Genomic DNA, 21,996 nt, shown 5'->3' with positions numbered 1-21,996 from the left:
TCGTCCATGAATTCTCTCATCCTCCGCATGGTCGCGGGACGCTTGGTGGTCGCCCTGGTGACGCTGTTGATCGTCGCCGTCGTCATCTTCTTCGCGACCGCCCTTCTGCCGGGGGATGTGGTGCAGATCCTGCTCGGCCAGGCGGCGACGCCTGAGGCGGTGAAGGGGCTGCGGACCGCGATGCATCTCGACCAGCCGGCCGCCCTGCGGTTCCTGCTCTGGCTGAAGAACCTCGCGACGGGCGATCTCGGCGTTTCTTATGTCAACAACATCCCGGTCGCCGAGCTGATCGGCAATCGCTTGGGCAACTCGCTGAAGCTCGCGGCTGTGACGGCGGCGATCTCGGTCCCGGTCGCCCTGACCCTCGGCGTCACCGCGGCGATCCTGCGCGGCACGCTCGTCGACCGGATGATCGCGGTCTTCACCATCGCGGTAATCTCGGTGCCCGAGTTCCTGGTGGCGACGCTCGCGGTGATCGTCTTCGCGGTCACTCTCGGCTGGCTGCCGGCCCTGTCGATGACCGGTGACGTGACGACGATCAGTGGGCTGCTCAAAGCCTTCGCCATGCCGGTGATCACGCTGAGCTTCGTCATCTCGGCGCAGATGATCCGCATGAGCCGCGCCGCGGTGATCGAGACCTTGAACGCTCCTTACGTCGAGATGGCGCTGCTGAAGGGGGCTTCCCGCCGGCGCATGGTGCTGCGCCACGCTCTGCCGAACGCGCTCGGGCCGATCGTCAACGCGGTGGCTTTGTCCCTGTCCTACCTCCTCGGCGGCGTCATCATCGTCGAGACGATCTTCAACTACCCGGGCATCGCCAAGCTGATGCTCGACGCGGTGTCGACCCGCGACCTGCCGCTGATCCAGGGCTGCGCGATGATCTTCTGCCTCGCCTATCTCCTGCTGATCACCATCGCCGACATCGTCACCATCGTCTCCAATCCGAGGCTGCGCCACGCATGAGCGTCTCTTTGTCCAGCACGGAAGCCCCGCGCCGCTGGCGCATCGGCTACCGGATCAGCCCGGTCGGCGCGGTCGCCTTCCTGGTGATCCTGGCCTGGGCGGTCGTCGCGGTGATCGCGCCCTTGATCGCTCCCCATCCGGTCGGCGAGATCGTCGATTTCGATTTCTTCCAGCCGATGTCGGCCGCCTACCCGATGGGAACCGACTATCTCGGTCGCGACGTGCTCTCGCGCATCCTGTTCGGCGCCCGCTACACGGTGGGGATCTCGCTGGCCTCCGTGGCGATCGCCTGCTTTTGCGGCGTCACTCTCGGCATGGCGGCGGCGGTGATCGGCGGGTTCTTCGACGCGGCGCTGAGCCGCTTCCTCGACGCGCTGATCTCGATCCCGAGCAAGATCATGGCGCTGGTGCTGGTGGCGGCGGTCGGCTCCTCGATGCCGGTCCTGATCCTGACGCTGGCGGTGATCTACACACCCGGCTCCTACCGCTTCGCCCGGGCGCTCGCCGTCAACGTCAACGCCATGGACTACGTCACCGTGGCGCGGGTGCGCGGCGAGCGCCTCGGCCACCTCATCCGCGCCGAGATCCTGCCGGGCATCATCGGCCCGGTCCTGGCCGATCTCGGCCTGCGCTTCGTCTTCATCGTGCTGCTCCTCTCCAGCATGTCCTTCCTGGGGTTAGGGGTGCAGCCGCCGAACGCCGATTGGGGGGCGCTGGTGAAGGAGAATATCGGCGGCCTGTCCCTCGCCGCCCCGGCGGTGATCTTCCCGCTCATCGCCATCGCGAGCCTGACGATCAGCGTGAACCTCCTGATCGACAACCTGCCCCAGAAGATCCGCGACCGGAGCGCCGCATGACCCGCCTCGTCGAAGTCCGCGACCTACGAATCGAGGCGCGCACCGATGCCGGCCGGATCGTCGAGATCATCCGCGGCGTGTCGTTCGACATCGACGAGGGCGAGATCGTCGCCCTGATCGGCGAGAGCGGCTCGGGCAAGACCACGATCGCCCTCGACCTGATGGGCTATACCCGTCCCGGCTGCCGGGTCACCGGCGGCACCGTCACCCTCGACGGCGTCGAGATGGGGGCGCTGCCCGAGAGCCGGCGGGCGACGATGCGCGGTTCCCTCGTCTCCTACGTGCCCCAGAGCGCGGCCGCCGCCTTCAATCCGGCCCACACGATCATGGACCAGGTGGTCGAGGTCGTGCAGATCCACGGCTCGATGCCGGTGGCGGAGGCGCGCACCAGGGCGGTCGGACTGTTCCGGGCACTGGCGCTCCCCAATCCCGACACGATCGGCGACCGTTATCCCCACCAGGTCTCAGGCGGCCAGCTCCAGCGCCTCTCCGCCGCCATGGCGCTGATCGGCAATCCCAAGCTGGTGATCTTCGACGAGCCGACCACCGCTCTCGACGTCACCACCCAGGTCGAGGTGCTGCGCGCCTTCAAGTCGGTGATGCGCCAGGGCGGCATCGCGGGCGTCTATGTCTCGCATGATCTCGCGGTGGTGGCGCAGATCGCCGATCGGATCATCGTGCTGCGCCACGGCGAGATCCAGGAGGAGGGGCGCACGGCGGATATCCTGGAGCGCCCGCAGCATGCCTATACCCGCCAGCTCCTGGCGGCGTTCCGGCCGGGCGCGGCCCCGCGTCCGCCCCGCATCGACCAGGACGACGCCCCGCTCCTCGAGGTCCGCGGGATCGTGGCCGGCTACGGCAAGGCCGACGCGGAGGGCCTCCCGCCGATCCGCATCCTCAAGGATGTCAGCCTCTCGCTCGCCCGCGGGCGCAACCTCGGCATCGTCGGCGAATCGGGCTGCGGCAAGTCCACCCTCGCCCGGGTCATCGCCGGGATCCTGCCGGCGGCCCGGGGCGAGATCGTGCTCGACGGCCGGACCCTGGCGCCGGATTTCCGCCAGCGCCGTCGCGAGGACCTGCGCGACCTCCAGATCGTGTTTCAGTCCGCCGACACCGCGCTCAATCCCCGCCAGTCGATCAGCGAGATCTTGGGCAGGCCGCTCGCCTTCTACCACGGCATGGGCGGGCGGGCGCGCGAGGCGCGGGTCGACCAGTTGCTCGACATGGTGCGGCTGCCCCGGGCGTTGCGCCATCGCCGCCCCGGCGAACTCTCGGGCGGCCAGAAGCAGCGCATCAACCTCGCCCGCGCCCTGGCGGCCGATGCCAAGCTGATCCTGTGCGACGAGATCACCTCGGCGCTCGACACGGTGGTGGCCGCCGCGATCATCGATCTCCTGAAGGAGTTGCAGCGCGAGCTGTCGCTGTCCTACCTGTTCATCAGCCACGACATCGAGACCGTGCGGGCGATCTGCGACGAGGTGGTGGTGATGTACAAGGGCGCGAAGGTCGAGCAGCTGCGCCCCGACGTGAATGACGGACAGCCGACCCAACCCTATTCGCGGCTGCTGTTCTCGTCCGTGCCCCAGCTGCGCACCGGCTGGCTCGACGGCCTGGCGCAGGATCCGGAACTGACCCGGGCCTTCGCGCAGCGCTGATGCTGGCGCGGCCTCCGGCGGGAGCCGCGCTTCATGTTTCCCGGCCAGCCCTGCGGGGATCGGAGCTTCCTAAAGCCGGAACATCGTGTCGAGGGGCAGGTACGACCGCACGATCGGCGATTTCAGCACGACGTAGCTGAAATACTGCTCGATGCCGACATCCAAGTCCAGCAAGCGCTCCATCGTCGTCTGGTACTCGATCACGTCGACGGTCACGAACTTGAGCAGATAATCGTAGCCGCCGGAAATGAGGTGGCATTCCATGACCGACTCGATCTTCTCGACGGCGGCCAGGAACCGGGCGAAATCCGCCTGCCGGTGGTTCTTGAGCGTCACCTCGGTGAAGACGGTCAGGGCCTGGCCTAATTTCGACAAATTGATCTGTGCAGAATAATTTGCGATATAGCCTTCCGTCTGGAGCTTTTTCACCCGCATGAGGCATGGGCTCGGCGACAGATTGACCCGTTCGGCGAGTTCGACGTTGGTGATGCGGCCGTTCTTCTGCAATTCAGAAAGAATCTTGAGGTCGATCCTGTCGAGTTTCATGGGCCGCTATCTGGTTCGTCATCATCGACGGCGTCGAGTTTCGCCGCTTCTGCGGCAAGTCGCAATCGAGCGAGCGGGGCGAATGCCAGAACATTCCGCTCCCGTCCTGGGCCTGGCGGCATAAAATGCCCTCGATGGGCCGCAGGGCGCCGACGCCCGGCCGCCTCGCGGCGAGGCTCGGCCGTGGCGCGGACGCCGCGAGCCCCGAAACGGTCAGCCCTTGGCCGGGCCGGCTTCCGCCAGGAAGGCCCAGGCCGCCGCCTCGTCCGACAGGTCGAAGGTTCGGGTCTCGACCGGCAGGACCGTCCCCGACAGCGTGATCATCGCCCGGGCGAAGGCCGGCGCGCCGACGACGACGTAGTTCCGGATATGGGCGACCGAACGGGCCATCACCCCGGTCGCATAGCCGTCGAACCGCGCGCCCAGATCCGAGCCCTCGTAGTTCGACATGACGAGAAGCATGTCGATCGTCCCGTGCATTCGCATGGCCTCGTCGACGAGGGACGACATCCACGCGATGTCCGGCTTCGTGATCCGGTCCTTGATCTCGAAGGCCAGAAGATCGGGCCGCGGCGCATCGCGCCGGACGATCGAGCCGTCGGGTGCTCCGTTCATGAAACCGTCTCCGTCGTCGCGGGCGCAAATCGTGGTCGGAGAACGGTGGATGACCGTATTTGATCCGGAGAGAGACCGGCGGGGTCAGTCCCGTAACCTCTGCGACAAAGGGCAAAGCCCTTGACGGACGCCGTGCGCCTCTCAGGTTTGCCAGATGCGTGAACGAGTTCATCCCCACCGCATGCCCGAGATTCTCGCCCCCGCAATCCCGCCCTTTCTCGCCGGAGGTGGACGGATGGGCGCGATGATGCGCGCCCATGACTGGTCGGGCTCGGCCCTCGGGCCGCCGGAGACCTGGCCGGCCGGCCTGGGTGCGACCGTGAGCCTGCTGCTCGGCTCGCGCTTCCCGATGTTCGTGGCGTTCGGGCCCGAACTCCGCTTCCTCTACAACGATGCCTATGCGGAGATCCTCGGCGACAAGCATCCCTCGGCCCTCGGCGGACGCTTCCGCGACATCTGGTCGGAGATCTGGCCGGACATCGCGCCGCTCATCGAGCGGGCGCTCTCCGGCGAGCCGACCTGGTCGGAGGACATGCCGCTCGTGCTCCGCCGGCACGGCTATGACGAGCGGACTTGGTTCACCTTCTCCTACTCGGCGTTGCGGGACGAGGACGGCCGGGTCGTCGGCATGTTCTGCGCCTGCACCGAGACCACCGGGCGCGTCGTCGCCGAGACGGGACTGCGCGAGGCGGAAGCCCAGCTGCGCACCAGCGAGGCGAGGCTGCGGCTTGCCACCGAGGCCGCCGAGATCGGGCTCTGGGACGTCGACGTGGTCGGCGACACCCTGTTCTGGCCGGCGCGCGTCAAGACGATGTTCGGCATCTCGCCCGAGGTGCCGGTCTCCATGGCCGACTTCTATGCCGGGATCCATCCGGACGACCGGGAGGCCACCGTCGCCGCCTATGCGGCGGCCACCGATCCCGGTCGCCGCGCCGTCTACGACGTCGAATACCGCACGGTCGGCAAGGAGGACGGGCAGGTCCGCTGGGTCGCGGCCAAGGGCCGCGGCCTGTTCGAGAATGGGGCCTGTACCCGGGTGGTCGGCACCGCCATCGACGTGACACCCCGCAAGCAGGCCGAGGCGGCGCTCCGCGGGAGCGAGGAGCAGTTCCGCGTCCTGTCGCAGGTGCTGCCCAACCTCGTCTGGTCCACCGACCCGGAGGGGCGCACCGTCTGGTTCAACGAGCGGACCTACGCCTATACGGGTGTCCTGCCGGGTGTCCTCGACACCGAGGGCTGGCGGGCGCTCATCCATCCCGACGACCGGGACCGCGTGACCGCCGAATGGCACGCCGCGCTGGCAGGCCACGCCGACTACCAGTGCGAGTACCGCCTGCGGCGCGCCGACGGGACCTATCGCTGGTTCCTGGCCCGGGCGCAGCCGGTCCTGTCGGACGAGGGCGCGATCACCCGCTGGGTCGGCACCACCACCGACATCGACGACCAGAAGCGGATGATGGCCGAGCTGGTGCGGCTCAACGAAACCCTGGAGCAGCGGGTCGCGGCGCGCACCACCGAGCACGACCGGGTCTGGCGCAATTCCCGCGACCTCCTGGTGGTGATCGGGGCCGACGGCATCTTCCGCGCCGTCAATCCGGCCTGGGAGGCGATCCTCGGCCACAGGCCGGCCGAGGTGGTGGGGCGCAGCTTCCTCGACTTCCTCTGGCCGGAGGATGCCGAGGCCACCTCCGCCGCACTCGAATCGGCCTTGGCGGCCCGCCACCTCACCAATTTCGAGAACCGCTACACCCACCGGGACGGGACGCCGCGCTGGCTCTCCTGGCACACCTCGGTCGAGGGCGGCCTCGTCTTCGCCAGCGGCCGCGACGTGACGGCCGAGAAGGTCCAGGCCGCGGCCCTGGCCCAGGCCGAGGAGGCGCTGCGCCAGTCGCAGAAGCTGGAGGCGGTCGGCCAGCTCACCGGCGGCGTCGCCCACGACTTCAACAACCTGCTCACCATCATCCGCTCCTCGGTCGATTTCCTGCGGCGGCCGGACCTGCCCGAGGCGCGGCGCAGCCGCTACCTCACGGCGGTCTCCGAGACGGTGGACCGGGCCGCCAAGCTCACCTCCCAGCTCCTCGCCTTCGCCCGGCGCCAGGCTTTGAAGCCCGAGACCCTCGATGTCGGTGCCCGCCTGCGCGTGGTGGCCGAACTCATCGACACCGTGACGGGGGCCCGGATCACCGTCGCCACGCAGGTTCCGGACCACCCCTGCTTCGTGCGGGTGGATGCGAGCCAGTTCGAGACCGCCCTCGTCAACATGGCGGTGAATGCCCGCGACGCCATGGAGGGCGCCGGCACGCTCACCCTGGCGCTCGCCTGCGGCGTCGACCTGCCGCCGATCCGGGGCCATGCCGGGGCGGTGGGGCCGTTCGCGGCGGTCTCGCTGCACGATACCGGCACCGGCATCCCGTCCGATCTGCTGGCGCGGGTGTTCGAGCCGTTCTTCACCACCAAGGAGGTCGGGCGGGGCACGGGGCTCGGCCTGAGCCAGGTCTTCGGCTTCGCCAAGCAGTCGGGCGGCGACGTCGCCGTCGAGAGCGTGCCGGGCCAGGGCACGACCTTCACGCTCTACCTGCCCGAAGTGGAGGCCGAGTTCGCCGCGGGGGACGCGGCGCCGGGAGATCCGGGCCAGGTCGATCCCGGCGGCGTGGGCCAGCGGGTGCTGGTGGTCGAGGACAACCTGGAGGTCGGGCGCTTCGCGACCCAGATCCTGGAAGACCTCGGCTACGCCACCACCTGGGCGGTGAATGCCGAGGATGCGCTGGAGAAGCTCGGGCCGGACGGCGCCGGCTTCGACGTGGTGTTCTCGGACGTGGTGATGCCGGGCATGGGCGGCATCGCGCTCGCCCGCCACCTCGCCCGCCGCTTTCCCGACCTGCCGGTGGTGCTCGCCTCCGGCTACAGCCACGTTCTCGCCGAGGAAAGCTCGGCCGGGTTCGATCTCCTTCAGAAGCCCTATTCCGCCGAGCAGGTCTCGCGCATCCTGCGCAAGGTCACGCGGCGCGGCCTCCGGCGGCCGGTGGGGGCGTGACGTCGGTTCGGTCCCCGGGCCGCTCGGCCGGACATGCAGCCGCGTCAGCGCCGCCGCAGACGCCTCCGATCCGACGTGCTACGGTCGCCCCGATAAGGATCGAGTCGCACGCTCGGCCGGTCCGATCGGAGGATGAACGCCGCATGGCAGGACCCATGGTGACACCCATGGCCGGAGCCCGACCGCGCCCGTTCCGCATTCCCGCACAGGCGGGACCGGTCACCGTCCGCCGTCGCATCCCCTCGATCCTGCGGGACCGCGTGCTCCGATCCCGGGCCAGGCCCGCCGGCCTGCACGCCGCGCGCCCGTTCACGCCTCCCATTCCGCATCGTATTGCGAGGTTCACATGACAGTGACCAAGTTCGGTCTCGGCCAGCCGTTGCGCCGGGTCGAGGATCGCCGGCTGATCACCGGGGCCGGCCATTACGGCGACGACCACGCCCCCGAGGGCTGCCTGCACGCGGCGCTGCTGCGCAGCCCGCATGCCCATGCGACCTTCACGATCACCGATCTCGACGCCGCCCGGGCGATGCCCGGCGTGCATCTCGTGCTCACCGCCGAGGACGTCGCCGGCCTCACCGACATCAAGTGCCAGGCGCCGCTGCCGAACGGCGACGGCAGCCAGAACCACGTCGCCCACATCCCGCTGCTGGCCAAGGGCACCGTCAAGCATATCGGCGACGCCGTCGCCTTCGTGGTCGCCGACACCGTCGCCCAGGCCCGCGACGCCGTCGAGGCGATCGGCATCGACTACCAGGTTCTCCCGGCCGTCGTCGGCATCCGCGCCGCGGTTGCGGGCGGCGCCTCCGCGGTGTGGGAGGAGCAGCCCGACAACGTCTCGTTCGACTCGACCATGGGCGACAAGGCGGCCGTCGACGCCGCTTTCGCCACCGCCGCCAAGGTGGTCCGGATCGAGGTCGAGAACCAGCGCCTCGTCACCAACTACATGGAGACCCGCAGCGTCGTCGCCGAGTACGATGCGGGCACGAACCGCTTCACCCTCACCATCCCGAGCCAGGGCGTGCACGGCCTCCGCAAGACCCTGATGGGCGTCCTCGGGGTCGGGAAGGAGCAGATCCGCGTCGTCACCGGCGATGTCGGCGGCGGCTTCGGCACCAAGACCTTCACCTACCGCGAATATCCCCTGGCGGCCGAGGCCGCGCGCCGCCTTCACCGGCCGGTGAAGTGGGTGTCCGAAAGGGCCGAGCATTTCGTCGCCTGCGCGCAGGGGCGCGACAACCTCTCGGTCGGGGAGGTCGCGCTCGATGCCGACGGCACCTTCCTCGCCATGCGCTTCGACGTGATCGGCGATCTCGGCGCCTACCTGTCGCAATACGGGCCCTACATCCCGTATCTCGGCGCCACGATGCTGACCGGCGTCTACAAGACCCCGGCGATCCACGTGCGGGTGCGGGGCGTCTACACCAACACCGTGCCGGTCGATGCCTATCGCGGCGCCGGGCGGCCGGAGGCGGCCTATCTGATCGAGCGCCTGGTCGACCGGGCGGCGCGGGAGACCGGGATGTCGCCGGCCGAGATCCGCCGGCGCAACGTCATCCCGCCGAGCGCGATGCCCTATACGACGCCGATCGGCGACCGCACCTACGACACCGGCGACTTTGCCGCCCATATGGGCCGCGCCATCGAGGCGGCCGACTGGACCGGCTTCGAGGCCCGCGCCGCGGAATCGCGCACCAAGGGGCTCGTGCGCGGTATCGGGCTCGCCACCTACATCGAATGCACCGCTTGGGGCGAGGGCGAGGACGTCAAGATCACCCTCGACCAGGATGGCGGCGCGACCGTCTATGTCGGCACGCAGTCGAACGGGCAGGGCCATGCCACGGCCTATGCCCAGTTCGCCGCCGAGCATCTCGACCTGCCGCTGGAGCGGATCAGGGTGGTCCAGGGCGACACCGACAAGGTCGCGACCGGCGCCGGCACCGGCGGCTCGCGCTCGATTCCCGTCGGCGGCATCTCGGTCGGCGCCGCCTCGAAGAACCTCGCCGGCAAGCTCAAGGAACTCGCCTCCGAGGAGCTGGAAGCCGGCATCCAGGATCTCGAGATCGCCGAGGGCGCGGTGCGCGTCGCCGGCACCGACCGGTCGATCGACTTTGCGGCCCTGGCGGCCCTGCCGAAGGCCACCGAGGCGATGCGGACCGGCCAGGGCGACTTCGTGCCGCCGAGCGCCACCTACCCCAACGGCACCCATGTCGCCGAGGTCGAGATCGATCCCGACACCGGCATCACCACGATCGTGCGCTACACCGTCTGCGACGATTTCGGCATTGTGGTGAATCCGCTGCTGCTCGCCGGCCAGGTCCATGGCGGGGTGGCGCAGGGCATCGGCCAGGCGCTCCACGAGCGCACGGTCTATGATGGCGACGGCCAGCTCCTGACCGCGAGCTTCATGGACTACGCGATGCCGCGGGCCGGGGACGTGCCGTTCTTCCACTTCGAGACGAAGAACGTGCCCTCGACCACCAACCCGATGGGCATCAAGGGCGCGGGCGAGGCGGGCAGCATCGGCTCCTGCCCGGCGGTGATGAACGCGGTGGTTGACGCCCTCGACCGTAGCGTCGGCCTGCGCGACATGGACATGCCGGCGACCCCGGCCCGGATGTTCGCGGCCCTGGAGCCGCTGCGCAAGTCGGCCGCCGCCTGACGGCGACGGTTCTCGCACTCGCGACATGCGGCGCCCGGCCTCGCGGCCGGGCGCCGTTTTCGTCGCTCTGCCAGGACCGACCTGCGATCAGGTCAGGGACAGATGCAGGACCGCGGGAGAGGCCGCCCGCGGAGCCGGCGGCTCATACCATCGGCCCAAGATGCTGACGCATCGGGCCGATGAACCATCTCAAATTTTCGATACTCAGCCAAAGGCTGAGCGAAAACTGGAGAACGGAACCAAGGGTCGTTTTCTTTCGACCGTTGGTATCAGGCTGCCTTGCCGGGCTTCGACTTCTCGGACTTCGACGCCTGTGACGTGGATGTCCCGGCGGGGGCTTCCTCGCCCTCCACGCCCTCGACGTTAAGGCGCTCGGCGAGTTCGGTCAGCAGTTGGTCGGCCTTCTTCTCTTCCTGAAGCGTCTCGTCGAAGAGCTTGGCGGCGTCCTCGTGGCCGAGCTGGAGCGCCCAGGTCTTCAGCGTGCCGTAGCGGGCGATCTCGTAGTGTTCGAGCGCCTGGGCCGCGGCGGCCAGCACCGCATCCGCGGCCGGACCGTCGCCGAAATCCTCCAGATCCTCCTCCATCTCGCTCGTCAGCCCCTGCATCGCCTCGCAGGTCTTGCTGCGGGCGGGCTTGCCGATGATCTCGAAGACCTGCTGGATCCGCTCGACCTGGGTCGCACTCTCCTCGGCATGAGTCTCGAACGCCTGCCGCAACTCCTCGTGCTGCGCCGACTTGGCCGCCTTCTTCAGGGCGCGAACCGATTGCTTCTCGGCATAGTACACGTCCTTGAGCGTCTCATGGAACGCGTCCTGCAATGTCTTCTGCTTGTTCGCCATACGCGCGCCTGCCTTGACTGGACGTCAATTGACCCGATCGACGGTTCGTCGAACCTCGATCGCAGGCGGAACGCATGGCCTCTGCCGGAGGTCCGGGCAGGATGGTGGAAAAATTTCGGCGCGGGATGGACGGTTGGACAGCGAGCGGCGCCGTGCCACCGGGACGCCAGCCCCGGTGGCACTGTCCCGCTCAGCAGGAGAGTCAGCAGGAGAGCTTGCGGCCCTCGCGGAAGCCGTGGACCTGGAAGTGCTTCCGGCCCGACTCCATCTTGCCGGCCATCACGGCGCGGGCCACGTCCGGATTGCAGCGCAGGTACTCGCGCTCGTTGAAGGCGACGCCGCTGTCCCGCGACCCGCGGTCCCGCGAGCCGTAATCCCGGTCGCGGCTGCGATAATCGTCGCGCCGTCCGTAATCGTCACGGCTGTCCCGGTAGCCGCGATCCCGCGGGTCGCGGTAGTCGCCGTCGCGGCTGCGATAGTCGCGGTCGCGGTCACGGTAGCCGTAATCGGGGCCCCAGGATTGGGCCGAGGCGGTTCCCACCGCACCGATCAGGCCCAATCCGATGACCGCCAGCACCCCCATCGTCCTCATCGGCCTTCATCCTCTTGTGCAAGGCGCTTCGTCGCCGCCCGGGAAGCTAGTGCAATCCGGGCCGTTGGGGATAGCGCCGACATGTCTCGGCGGAGGCGGTCGTCTACCGAGGCGCTGTCGCACCGGTCCGTCACGGCTCGCCATAGAGATGGCAGGCCACCGCGCGGCCCGGTGCCGCCTCCCGCAAGGCCGGGGCCTCGGCGCGGCAGCGGTCGAAGGCGCGCGGGCAGCGGGGATGGAAATGGCAGCCCGGCGGCGGCGTGAGGGGTGAGGGCGGCTCGCCCTCCTGGAAGCTCATCGCCACCGGCTGTTCCGGATCCGGCACCGGGGAGGATGCCTTGAGAAGCTGGGTATAGGGGTGCAGCGGCTCTCCGAAGAGCGGGCCGACCGGGCCCGTCTCCACCACCCGGCCGAGATACATCACGGTCACCCGCTGGCAGAAATGCCGGACCACGCCGAGATCGTGCGAGATGAACACGAAGGCGAGGGTACGGGCCTGCCGCAGCGAGTCGAGCAGTCGCAGGATCTGCGCCTGGACCGAGACGTCGAGGGCGGAGACCGGCTCGTCCGCGAAGATCAGGTCGGGCCCGAGGGCCAGCGCCCGGGCGATGCCGATGCGCTGGCGCTGGCCGCCGGAGAATTCGTGCGGGAAGCGGGACGCGGCGGTCGCCGGCAGCCCGACCTCGGCGAGGAGCCCGGCGACCCGATCCTTCAGCTCGGCCCCGCGGCCAAGGCCGTGGACCCGCAGGGGCTCCGCCAGTGCCTCGCCGATGCGCTGGCGCGGATCGAGGGAGGAGGCGGGGTCCTGAAACACGATCTGCATCCGCCGCCGCAGGCGCCGCATCGCGCTGGCGGGTGCGGCGAGCAAGTCCTGTCCGTCGAACCGCACGCTGCCGCCATCGGCCTCGGTGAGCCGCAGCGCCACCCGGGCGGTGGTGGACTTGCCGCAGCCCGACTCCCCGACGATGCCGAGCGCCTCGCCGCGCTGGACGGCGAACGACACACCGTCGAGGGCGCGCACCAGGCTGGTCTTCGCGATCGGGAAGCCGCGCCGGATGGTGAAGGTCTTGGAGAGGTTGTCGACTGCGAGCAGCGGCCGAGGCGGTGTCATGCTCATGCGGCCCTCACCCAGCAGCGCACCGCGTGGTCCGGCGTCCCTTTCAGCGGCACCAAGGGCGGCCGCTCGCGACAGCGCGCCTCCGCCAGGGGGCAGCGGCCCTGGAAGCGGCAGCCCTCCGGCATCTCCGGCAGGGTCGGCACCGTGCCGGGGATCGCCGCCAGGTCCTGCACCCGGTCGACCCGCGGCATCGCCTTGAGCAGGCCCTCGGCATAGGGATGGGTCGGCCGGGCGAAGAAGGTGCGCACCGGCGCGCTCTCGACCACGTCGCCGCCATACATCACCATCACCCGGTTGGCGACCGAGGCGACGACGCCGAGATTGTGGGTGATGAGCAGCACCGCTAGCCCCTCGCGGCGCTGGATCTCGGCGAGCAGCGCCAGCACCTGCGCCTGGATGGTGACGTCGAGGGCCGTGGTCGGCTCGTCGGCGATCAGCACGCGGGGCGAGCAAGCCAGCGCCATCGCGATCATCACCCGCTGGCGCATCCCGCCGGAGAAGTGGTGGGGGTAGGCGTCGATCCGCTCCGCCGCCGAGGGCACCCGCACCCGCTCCAGGAGCGCGATCGCCTTCTCGCGGGCTGCCGCCTTCGACAGGCCGCGATGGCGCCGCAACGCCTCGGCGATCTGGAAGCCGATCGTCAGGACCGGGTTGAGCGAGGTCATCGGCTCCTGAAAGATCATCGCCAGGCGGTTGCCGCGCATCGCCTCGCGCTGAGTCTCGCTGGCCGCCCGCATGTCGGTGCCGTCGACCACGATCGAGCCGGCCGCGACGCGGCCGACCTTCGGCGCCAGCAGCCCCATCACCGAGAGGGCCGTGAGACTCTTGCCGCAGCCCGATTCGCCGACGAGGGCCAGGGTCTCCCCGCCGGAGACCGAGAACGACACCTCGCGGACCGCATCGTACCAGGTGGCGCCGACGCGGATCTGGGTGGTCAGGCCATCCACCCGCAACAGGTCCATCGGCGTCATCGAAGGGGTTTTCATGGGGCCCCCCGCGGGTCGGTGGCGTCGCGCAGGCCGTCGCCGATCAGGTTGAGGCCGATCATCACCGCGAGAATGGCGAGGCTCGGGAAGATCGACAGCCAGGGCGCGTCGAGCAAATTGTCGAAGCCCTCGCGCACGATGCTGCCCCAGGTGGCGGTCGGCGGCGGCACGCCCAGCCCGATGAAGGCGAGGGTCGATTCGGTGCGGATCGCGGTGGCGAGCCAGAGCGAGGCCAGGACCACCACCTCGTCGAGGATGTTGGGCAGGATGTGGCCGAACATGATGCGGATGTCGGAGTAGCCGAGCGCCCGGCAGGCATCGACGAAGTCGCGCTGGCGCATGGCGAGCGTCGAGCCGCGGGCGATGCGGATGAAGGCCGGCACCGCCGTGATCGCGATGGCGAGGATCAGGTTGCCGAGGCTCGGCCCCAGCACAGCCACCAGCATCAGCCCCATGATGAGCTGCGGGAAGCTGAGCAGCACGTCGGTCGCCGCGGTGATGAGCCGGTCGGTCCAGCCGCCGAAATAGCCGGCCACCACCCCGATCGCCGTACCGACGACGACGCCGATGACGGTGGCGACGAAGCCGACCGAGAGCGAGATCCGGGCGCCCCAGATCACCCGCGAGAGCACGTCGCGGCCGAAGAAGTCGGTGCCGAACCAGTGCTCGGCGGAGGGGCCCATCAGGGCGGCGACCGGGTCCTGGTCGTTGGGATCGTAGGGGGCGATCCAGGGCGCGAGGAGCGCCAGGGCCACGACGGCGATCACCGTCACGGCGCCGATCATCAGGCCCGGCGAGCGGGTGGCCCGGCGCCAGGCGCTCGGGGCGGCGGAGGCGGCAGCCGCGCTCACTGGGCCGAGACCCGCGGATCGACGAGGCCGTAGGCGATGTCGGTGAGCACGTTGGCGACCACGATGGCGAAGGCGGAGACGACCATCAGGCCCTGGAGCAGGCTGTAGTCGCGCTGGGTGAGCGCGGTCACGATCAGCTTGCCCAGGCCGGGGCGGTTGAACACGATCTCGGTCAGCACCGCGTTGCCGATCAGCACCCCGAGATAGAGCCCGACCACGGTGACGACCGGCACCAGCACGTTGCGCAGCGCGTGGCGCCAGACCACGACCCGCGCCGGCATCCCCTTGGCGCGGGCAGTGCGGACGTAATCTTCGCCGAGCGCCTTCAGCATGCCCGAGCGGGTGACCCGGGTGACGTAGGCGACCATCAGCAGGCCGAGATTGAGCGCCGGCAGCACCAGGGCGCCGAGCCGGTCGAGGAGGCCGCCGGTGCGCGGGGTCGAGATCACCGGGAACCAGCGCAACTGCACCGCGAAGGCGATCAGCAGCAGGATGCCCGAGACGAAGGCCGGGAAGGACACGCCGGCAAGCGACACGATGCGGGCGAGCCAGTCGGCGACGCCGTCGCGCCGCCGCGCCGCCATGACGCCGAGAGGGACGCCGACCCCGACGCCGATGGCGACCGCCGCCAGGGTCAGTTCGATCGTGTAGGGCAGGACGTGGGCGACGTCCTCCAGCACCGGCCGGTTGGTGGTGAGCGAGCGGCCGATATCGCCGGTGGCGATCTGGCCCATGAAGGCGAGGTACTGGACCACGATGGGTTTATCGAGGCCGAGCTTGCCCCGCAGGTCGGCCCGGGCGGATTCGCTCGCCTGGTCGCCCAGGATCACGATGGTCGGATCGCCCGGGACCACCCGCACGAGCACGAACACCACGGTCAGCACGGCCACCAGCGTCGGGACCGCCAGGAGGAGGCGCTTGAGGATGAACTGGAGCATGGGCGGGCCGGGGGTTGGTGTGGCTCGGCTCCCCTCTCCCGTGTGGGAGAGGGGTCGGGGGTGAGGGTGCTACGGTGCGGTGTAAAGCTCAGTCGTCACGCTGCCGGTACGGCGTGCAGCGCTTGATCCTGAAGCGTGTCACCCTCACCCCCTACCCCCTTTCCCATACAGGAGAGGGGGAAATTCGCCCTATTTCTTGTCCGTCGCTTCGGTGATCACCGGACCGAGATGGATCGCCCCCTTGAAGTCGTAGCCGTAATCGACCGACTTCTTGTGCGCCCAGACCTGCAAGCCTTCCGAGAGCGGCACGGCGCAGACCTGCTCGATGATCTTCACCTGCGCTTCCTTCCATAAAGCCTTCTGCCGCTCCGGATCCGGCTCGGTGCGGGCCTTGCGGATCTCGGCATCGGCCGCGTTGCAATGCGAGAAGTTGGTCACCGCCGTCGGCGTGGCGACCGTCGAGGCCGAATCGAAGAACTGCGTCAGGTAGGTATCGGCGACGGGGAAGCGCGCCGCGGCGTAGTAGACCGCATCCGACAGGTCCTTGCGGATCTGCGCGTGGAAGGTCTGGTGGTCGACCACATCGAGCTTCAGATCGATCCCGGCCTTCTTGAGCTGGCCCTGCACGATCTGCATCGCGGTCAGCATGGTCGGCAGGCTGGTCTGGATCGCCGTGAGGGTGAGGCCGTTCGGGTGGCCGGCTTCCGCCAGCAGGGCCTTCGCCTTGGCGAGGTCGTAAGCCGGCAGCGGCGCCTTGTCGTCGGTGCCGAGATAGCCCTTCGGGATGATCGACACCGCCGGCTCGGTGACGCTGGCCCCCTTGAACTGGACGATCTGCGCCTGGCTGATCGCGTGGGCGATGGCCCGGCGCACCCGCACGTCATCCAGCGGCTTGTGGCTGATGTTGAGATGGAGCAGCGCCAGTTCCGCCGGCCGCACGATGTCGACCGAGACGTCGGGCTCGCGGGCGAACCGCTCGGCCCAGCGCTGGTCCTGGCGGCCATAGACGATGTCGAGCTCGCCCGAGGTGAAGGCGAGGTCGCGGGCCGCGTCCGCGGGGATCAGCCGGTACAGGATGCCGCCGAGCTTCGGCGTGCCGCGAAAGTAGTCGGGATTGGCGGTCAGCCGCACGCTCTCGTTCGGCTTGTACTCGGCGAAGGCGAAGGGCCCGGTGCCGATCGGCTTGAGGCGAAAGTCGTTGCCGAGCGCCTCGACGGCCTTGCGGCTCAAGACGTTGCCGCCGTGGTAGTTGGCGACCAGCCCGAGCAGCGACGGCACCGGATGCTTGAGGGTGATCCGCACCGTGGACGGGTCCACGGCCTCGACCGTCTCGAAGGCGGCATAATCGGTCGAGAACGACGAGGTCTTGGGATCGGCGGCGCGCTTGAGCGAGAACACCACGTCGTCGGCGGTCATCTCGCCGTAGCCGCCATGGAACTTCACGCCTTTTCGCAAGGCGAAGGTCCAGGTGCGGCCGTCATCGGAGCGGGTCCAGGATTCGGCGAGGTCCGGCTCAAGGGTCTCCAGACTGGTCGAGCCGGGCTTGAAGCGCACCAGCCCGTTGAAGATCCAGGACACGACCGGCTTGTCCTGGGTGCTGGTCGCCCGGAACGGATCGAGCTGGCTGACATCGGCCGCCGCCATGCCGATGGTCAGACTTTTGCCCGTCGGCGCCTGCGCCAGCGCCGGCCCGGCGGCGAGCAGGGCGAGGGTGGCCGCGGCGAAGAGGAAGCGTCTCATCGTGGTGATCCCCCTGATTGGTTTTTCTCGCGTCAGTGCTCGATCTCGCCCTCCGACCGGTACGGCCCACGCCAATCGGCGAAGCGCTCGATCCGGAACGGATGGAGAGGGGAGGCGGAGCGGCCTTGCGTCACGAGTTCCGCCAGGATCTCGCCGACGACCGGGCCGAGTTGGAAACCGTGGCCGGAGAAGCCGAAAGCATGAACCAGGCCGGGCGTGGTGCAGGAGGGTCCGATGACCGGGATGTGATCCGGCATCTCGCCGTCGAGGCCGCTCCAGGTGCGGATGACCTGGGCATGGGCGAGGTCCGGGATCAGCGCCAGGGTCTTTTCCATGGCGCCGAGCGAGGTCGCCGCCACCGGCCGGGCAAGGCCGTCCGCGACATCCGCCGTGCCGCGCCCGCCGCCCAGGACCACGTTGCCGCGCCGGGTCTGGCGCACGTAGACATCGCCGCCGACGACGCCGATCGATCGGGTGACGAGAGGGGGCAGAGGCTCGGTCACCACCATGTTGGGGCTGAGCGGCGCCACCGGGGCGGCCTCGCCGAACCACCCCGCCACCACTCCGCCGAAGGCCCCGGCGGCATTGACGAGGCTGCGGCTGCGCACCGTCACCCCCTCGGCCTCGACCGTGAAGCCGGCCCCGTCATGGGCCGCATGGCGCACCGGTGCATGCTCGCGCGGCTCCGCCCCGAGGCGCCGGGCGAGCCGCGCGAAGGCGGGGCCGACGACCCGCGGATTGGCCTGTCCGTCGGTGGGCGAGAGCGAGGCACCCATCACCGCCGAGCCGAGCCACGGCATCTCGGCGCGCAGCGCGTTCGGCCCCAGGAGCTGGAGAGCGAGGCCGTGCTCGGCCGCGTCGCGGGCGTAAGTCTCCAGAACCGCCATGTCGGCTTCCGAGCGCGCGAGCTTGATGTGGCCGGTCGCCTCGAAGCCGACATCCTCGCCGAGCTTGGCGTTCAAGCCATCCCACAGGAGGCGGGCCCGCTGCGAGAGCGGCAGCTCCGCCAAGTCGCGGCCCTGCTGGCGCACGCCGCCGAAATTCACCCCGCTCGCCCCGGCGCCGCACAGGCGCTTCTCCAGCAGGGCCACGGTCAATCCAGTTTCCCGGAAGGCGACGGCGGCGGCGCAGGCGGCGGTGCCGCCTCCGATGATCGCGACGTCGACGGTCAGGCGCTCCATCACACCGGCTCCCGCAGCGGGATCGGCTTGATCGGGGCCTGTCCGCGCAGGCGCCCGACCGTCTCGACCGGCACGGTCAAGGTCCGGGCCAGGATCTCCGCGGCGGCATGGCCGCAGACCCGGCCTTGGCAACGGCCCATCCCGGCCCGGGTCAAGGCCTTGAGCCGGTTCATCTCATGCGCGTCCCGCTCGGTCGCGGCCCGCCGCAGGGCGCCGGCGGTGATGCCCTCGCAGCGGCAGACGATCTCGTCGTCGGCGATTGTTTCGACGAGGTGATGCGGGTATGGGTAGGCCGCCTCCAGCGCTGCGCGAAAACCCGCCTGCCGGGCGAGCAAGCGGTCGAGCCGGGCTTCGCGGGCCGCGTCGCGGGGCCGGCCGAGATCGGCGAGCACGGTGAGCGCGGTGCGCTCGCCCTGCAACTCGGCCACATCCGCCCCGCCGATGCCGCTGCCATCCCCGGCGAGGTAGACCAGCGGGTGCGAGGAGCGGCCCTCGGGCGAGCGCTCCGGCTGCCATTGCCGCGTCACCGGCTCGAATACGAACCGGCACCCGGCGAGATCCGCCGCCTGCGCCTCGCTGCGCAGGCCGAACGAGGCTGCGACCGCGTCGCAGGGAACCCGATGCCGGCGGCCGCGCGCATCCTCCCAGGCCAGGGCCTCGACCCGGCTCGTGCCCTCGACGGCGATCGCCCGCACGCCTGCGCGGACCGGCTGCCCGCGCAGCGCGCCCGCCAGCATGTACCAAACCCCCTTGGCCAGGGTGGCCGGCATGGCGGCGAGCCGAGGCGCCGCTCTGACCTTCGCCCAGACTGGTGTGACGTCGAGCACCACGACCGGCGTCGCTCCCGCCTTGGCGTATTGATGCGCGACGAGCGGCAGGAGCGGCCCGGCGCCCACCAGGGCAACGCGCCGGCCGATCGCCATGCCCTGCGCCTTGAGGGCGATCTGCGCCGCCCCGAGGGTGAACACGCCCGGCAGGGTCCAGCCCGGGAAGGGGAGGGCGCGGTCCATGGCGCCGGTGGCGAGCACCAGCCGGTCGGCGGCAATCCGGCCGTGGCCCTGAGGCCCCAGGCAGTTGAGCGCGAAGCCCGCAGGCTCCCGCTTGGCGATGCTCCACACCATCGTGCCGGGGCGATAAGCGATTCGCGGCGCCAGCGCGTCGGCGAGGTCGTGCAAGGTCTGCGCCCGGCCGGCCTCGAAGCCGTAGAGGTCGGAGGCCGGTCGCTCGGCGCCGGGCGGCGGCCGGCGGTAGACCTGGCCACCGGCGCGGTGCCCCTCGTCGATGAGGAGCGGGCACAACCCCGCCTCGACGAGCACTTGCGTCGCCCGCAGGCCCGCCGGACCGGCCCCGACGACCGCAACGACCGGTTCAGCCACCGACGCCTCCCGTGACCACCGCCATGCCGGGCTCGACCAGGGTGGTGCAGGCCCGCACGCGCCGCCCATCGGCCAGGCCGATCCAGCAATCCTGGCAGGCCCCCATCAGGCAGTAGCCGGCCCGCTCGCCGGGCCCGAACTCGAACCGGCGCAACGCGCGCCGGTGCAGCAGGATCGCCCCGAGCAGCAGGTCGCCCGCCCGCGCCTCCGCCGGCATGCCGTCGATGGTGAAGGGAATGGCGGCGCCCAGCCGCGGCGCGAGGCGCTGAAACAATCCGCTCACAGCATGTCCTCGTGCCGGCAATTGAGCAGCAATTCCGCGACGCTCGCGGTGTTGGGCAGTCGCACCAGCGTCTCGATCATCGCCGCGACATCGTCAGGCCGGGACATCAACTCCCGCGGCTGCGTGGTGACGTGGGCGGTCATGTCGGTCTCGACGAAGCCCGGGCAGACAGCGGTCGCCCGGATGCCGTGCTCCCAGCCCTCGCGTCGCACGGCCTGGGTCAGGCTGACCAGGGCGGCCTTGGCCATGGCGTAGCCGGCATTGTCGTTGCGAACCCGCTTGCCCGACAGTGAGGCGATGTTGACGATCCGCCCGGCCTCGGCGGCGACGAGGTGCGGCCATGCCGCCCGGATCACCCGCATCGGCGCCTTGACGTTGACGGCGACGAGCGCATCGAACGCCGTCTCGTCCGGATCGAGAAAGCGGGCCATCGGGTTGATGCCAGCGGCGTTCACCAGCACGTCGATCCGGCCGAACGCTGCCAGCGTTGCGGCGGTCCAGGCGTCTTCGCTGCCGGCTTCCTCCGCGTCGTAGCGGCAGGCGTGCCACTCGGATGGCGCCCGGCGCGGATCGCGCAGGCCGGCGCTGACCCGATAGCCGGCCCGTGACAGCCGCTCCGCCACCGCCCGCCCGATCCCGCGCGAGGCGCCCGACACCATCGCGACCCGTCCCGCCGGCTCAAGCATCGCTGCCCCGCTCCCTCGGTGATCGCCGCATCGGCACCCTGTCGCGGCCTCGTTCGAGAGGATCGATCGTTGCCGCCACGCAGGCAACAGCTATTTCGGTAGGCGAACGAATTTGCCAGAATTATTTCGCTGGATGAAAAAGATGAGTTCAACTGACATGGTGGACCGGGCTGAAACGAAATCATCCGACCGATCCGGGCCGACGCGGATCGCCGGGCTGCTGCGCCATCTCGGCGAAGCGGGGCCTGGCGGCGCGCGCTTGAGTGCCCTTGCCGAAGCGACCGGCCTGCCGGCGCCGACGGCTCTGCGCCTGTTGCGCGCGCTCGTCGCCGAGGACCTGGTCGATCTTGATTCCACGACCAAGACCTACCGGCTCGGCCTCGGTCTGTTTCGCCTCGCCGCCAAGGCCGGCAACCCGCTGGGTCTGCGCGACCTTGCCCGCCCGGCGCTGCTGCGGCTCACCGGAGCGCTCGGCGAGACCGTCTTCCTGCTGGTCCGCAGCGGCTACGATGCGGTCTGCATCGACCGCACGGCCGGTCCGCTGCCGATCCGCTCCTTCACCGGTGATATCGGCGGCCGGGTGATGCTCGGCCTCGGTCAAGGGGCGATGGCGATCCTGGCCTATCTGCCGGCGGACGAGCAGGAGGCGGTGATCCGCTACAACCTGCCGCGGATCCGCGACGTGACCAGCCTGGACGAGGCGTTCCTGCACACCGAGATCGCCCGCACGCGCCAAATCGGCTACTGCGCCGCGGCATCGGGCCTCATTCCCGGCATGGCCGGGCTCGGCGTGCCGATCCTCGATGCCGACGGCCGGGCCGTGGCGGCGCTCAGCGTCGGCAGCACGGTCGACCGCCTTGCCGGCGAGCGCCGCAACGCCATCGCCAGCATGCTGCGGCGGGAGGCAGCCGGGATTACCGCCCGCCTGAACCCTTTCGATGAAACCCTGCGCCGGGCCGGCGCCGCGATGGAACGTTCCGACCCGTGACGCGAGCGGGCCTCTGAACACGACATAGCCCGCCGGGCGTGAACCAGGCGGGCCTTGGTGTTGGCGTCGTGAGCGAGGGAATGTTGC

At 69.9% G+C, this 21,996-nt stretch carries 19 protein-coding genes; 6 read left to right on the top strand and 13 right to left on the bottom strand.

Features of this window, described 5'->3' with window-relative positions:
* Window positions 1–6: 6 nt before the first annotated feature.
* The 3 genes from VP06_RS12020 to VP06_RS12010 are packed head-to-tail and all read left to right on the top strand — an operon-like array spanning window position 7 to window position 3,475.
* Complete coding sequence (locus VP06_RS12020; RefSeq protein WP_048464011.1) at window positions 7–963, top strand: ABC transporter permease; 957 nt, start codon at window positions 7–9, stop codon at window positions 961–963.
* Window positions 960–1,820: an ABC transporter permease gene (locus tag VP06_RS12015; protein ID WP_048464010.1), complete on the top strand. Its 861-nt coding sequence runs from the start codon at window positions 960–962 to the stop codon at window positions 1,818–1,820. The genes VP06_RS12020 and VP06_RS12015 overlap by 4 nt, the downstream gene beginning before the upstream one ends.
* On the top strand, window positions 1,817–3,475 hold the full coding sequence (locus VP06_RS12010; RefSeq protein WP_048464009.1) for an ABC transporter ATP-binding protein: 1,659 nt from the start codon (window positions 1,817–1,819) through the stop codon (window positions 3,473–3,475). The genes VP06_RS12015 and VP06_RS12010 overlap by 4 nt, the downstream gene beginning before the upstream one ends.
* A gap of 69 nt (window positions 3,476–3,544) precedes the next feature.
* Here the strand turns inward: VP06_RS12010 and VP06_RS12005 are convergent, their stop codons facing one another.
* Window positions 3,545–4,021 (bottom strand): Lrp/AsnC family transcriptional regulator, encoded by a 477-nt coding sequence (locus VP06_RS12005; RefSeq protein WP_048464008.1) that lies wholly within the window; start codon window positions 4,019–4,021, stop codon window positions 3,545–3,547.
* A 213-nt stretch (window positions 4,022–4,234) separates the two neighbouring features.
* Complete coding sequence (locus VP06_RS12000; RefSeq protein ID WP_048464007.1) at window positions 4,235–4,636, bottom strand: SpoIIAA family protein; 402 nt, start codon at window positions 4,634–4,636, stop codon at window positions 4,235–4,237.
* Between the two features lie 247 nt (window positions 4,637–4,883).
* Here VP06_RS12000 and VP06_RS11995 point away from each other — a divergent pair, with 247 nt between their 5' ends.
* The gene (locus tag VP06_RS11995; protein ID WP_156295562.1) at window positions 4,884–7,670 is read left to right on the top strand and encodes a hybrid sensor histidine kinase/response regulator; all 2,787 of its coding nucleotides are present in this window, start codon (window positions 4,884–4,886) and stop codon (window positions 7,668–7,670) included.
* A gap of 346 nt (window positions 7,671–8,016) precedes the next feature.
* Window positions 8,017–10,332 carry a xanthine dehydrogenase family protein molybdopterin-binding subunit gene (locus tag VP06_RS11990; RefSeq protein ID WP_048464005.1) on the top strand — a complete coding sequence of 772 codons (2,316 nt, stop codon included), beginning with the start codon at window positions 8,017–8,019 and terminating at the stop codon, window positions 10,330–10,332.
* Window positions 10,333–10,601: 269 nt separating this feature from the next.
* On the opposite strand, the gene VP06_RS11985 is transcribed toward VP06_RS11990, so the two are convergent.
* The 11 genes from VP06_RS11985 to VP06_RS11935 form a co-directional block, all read right to left on the bottom strand.
* Window positions 10,602–11,171 (bottom strand): YciE/YciF ferroxidase family protein, encoded by a 570-nt coding sequence (locus VP06_RS11985; RefSeq protein ID WP_048464004.1) that lies wholly within the window; start codon window positions 11,169–11,171, stop codon window positions 10,602–10,604.
* Between the two features lie 202 nt (window positions 11,172–11,373).
* The gene (locus VP06_RS11980; protein WP_048464003.1) at window positions 11,374–11,763 is read right to left on the bottom strand and encodes a hypothetical protein; all 390 of its coding nucleotides are present in this window, start codon (window positions 11,761–11,763) and stop codon (window positions 11,374–11,376) included.
* Window positions 11,764–11,893: 130 nt separating this feature from the next.
* The gene (locus tag VP06_RS11975; protein ID WP_048464002.1) at window positions 11,894–12,880 is read right to left on the bottom strand and encodes an ABC transporter ATP-binding protein; all 987 of its coding nucleotides are present in this window, start codon (window positions 12,878–12,880) and stop codon (window positions 11,894–11,896) included.
* Complete coding sequence (locus VP06_RS11970; RefSeq protein ID WP_048464001.1) at window positions 12,877–13,866, bottom strand: ABC transporter ATP-binding protein; 990 nt, start codon at window positions 13,864–13,866, stop codon at window positions 12,877–12,879. The genes VP06_RS11975 and VP06_RS11970 overlap by 4 nt, the downstream gene beginning before the upstream one ends.
* Window positions 13,863–14,717: an ABC transporter permease gene (locus tag VP06_RS11965; RefSeq protein WP_048464000.1), complete on the bottom strand. Its 855-nt coding sequence runs from the start codon at window positions 14,715–14,717 to the stop codon at window positions 13,863–13,865. The genes VP06_RS11970 and VP06_RS11965 overlap by 4 nt, the downstream gene beginning before the upstream one ends.
* Window positions 14,714–15,655, bottom strand: coding sequence for an ABC transporter permease (locus VP06_RS11960; protein WP_048463999.1), 942 nt, complete (start codon window positions 15,653–15,655; stop codon window positions 14,714–14,716). The genes VP06_RS11965 and VP06_RS11960 overlap by 4 nt, the downstream gene beginning before the upstream one ends.
* Before the next feature lie 189 nt (window positions 15,656–15,844).
* The gene (locus tag VP06_RS11955) at window positions 15,845–17,395 is read right to left on the bottom strand and encodes an ABC transporter substrate-binding protein (protein WP_048463998.1); all 1,551 of its coding nucleotides are present in this window, start codon (window positions 17,393–17,395) and stop codon (window positions 15,845–15,847) included.
* Between the two features lie 32 nt (window positions 17,396–17,427).
* On the bottom strand, window positions 17,428–18,576 hold the full coding sequence (locus VP06_RS11950) for an NAD(P)/FAD-dependent oxidoreductase (RefSeq protein WP_156295559.1): 1,149 nt from the start codon (window positions 18,574–18,576) through the stop codon (window positions 17,428–17,430).
* Window positions 18,576–19,952 carry an FAD/NAD(P)-dependent oxidoreductase gene (locus VP06_RS11945; protein WP_048463996.1) on the bottom strand — a complete coding sequence of 459 codons (1,377 nt, stop codon included), beginning with the start codon at window positions 19,950–19,952 and terminating at the stop codon, window positions 18,576–18,578. Before VP06_RS11945 ends, VP06_RS11950 begins: the two co-directional genes overlap by 1 nt.
* The gene (locus VP06_RS11940) at window positions 19,945–20,235 is read right to left on the bottom strand and encodes a (2Fe-2S)-binding protein (protein ID WP_048463995.1); all 291 of its coding nucleotides are present in this window, start codon (window positions 20,233–20,235) and stop codon (window positions 19,945–19,947) included. The genes VP06_RS11945 and VP06_RS11940 overlap by 8 nt, the downstream gene beginning before the upstream one ends.
* Window positions 20,232–20,921, bottom strand: coding sequence for an SDR family NAD(P)-dependent oxidoreductase (locus tag VP06_RS11935; protein WP_048463994.1), 690 nt, complete (start codon window positions 20,919–20,921; stop codon window positions 20,232–20,234). The genes VP06_RS11940 and VP06_RS11935 overlap by 4 nt, the downstream gene beginning before the upstream one ends.
* A 142-nt stretch (window positions 20,922–21,063) precedes the next feature.
* Here VP06_RS11935 and VP06_RS11930 point away from each other — a divergent pair, with 142 nt between their 5' ends.
* Window positions 21,064–21,909 (top strand): IclR family transcriptional regulator, encoded by an 846-nt coding sequence (locus tag VP06_RS11930; RefSeq protein WP_048463993.1) that lies wholly within the window; start codon window positions 21,064–21,066, stop codon window positions 21,907–21,909.
* Window positions 21,910–21,996: the final 87 nt, after the last annotated feature.

Origin of the sequence: Methylobacterium aquaticum, assembly GCF_001043915.1 — a bacterium.
GTDB classification, from domain to species: Bacteria; Pseudomonadota; Alphaproteobacteria; order Rhizobiales; family Beijerinckiaceae; genus Methylobacterium; species Methylobacterium aquaticum.
This window is presented reverse-complemented; position numbering and strand designations above follow the sequence as displayed.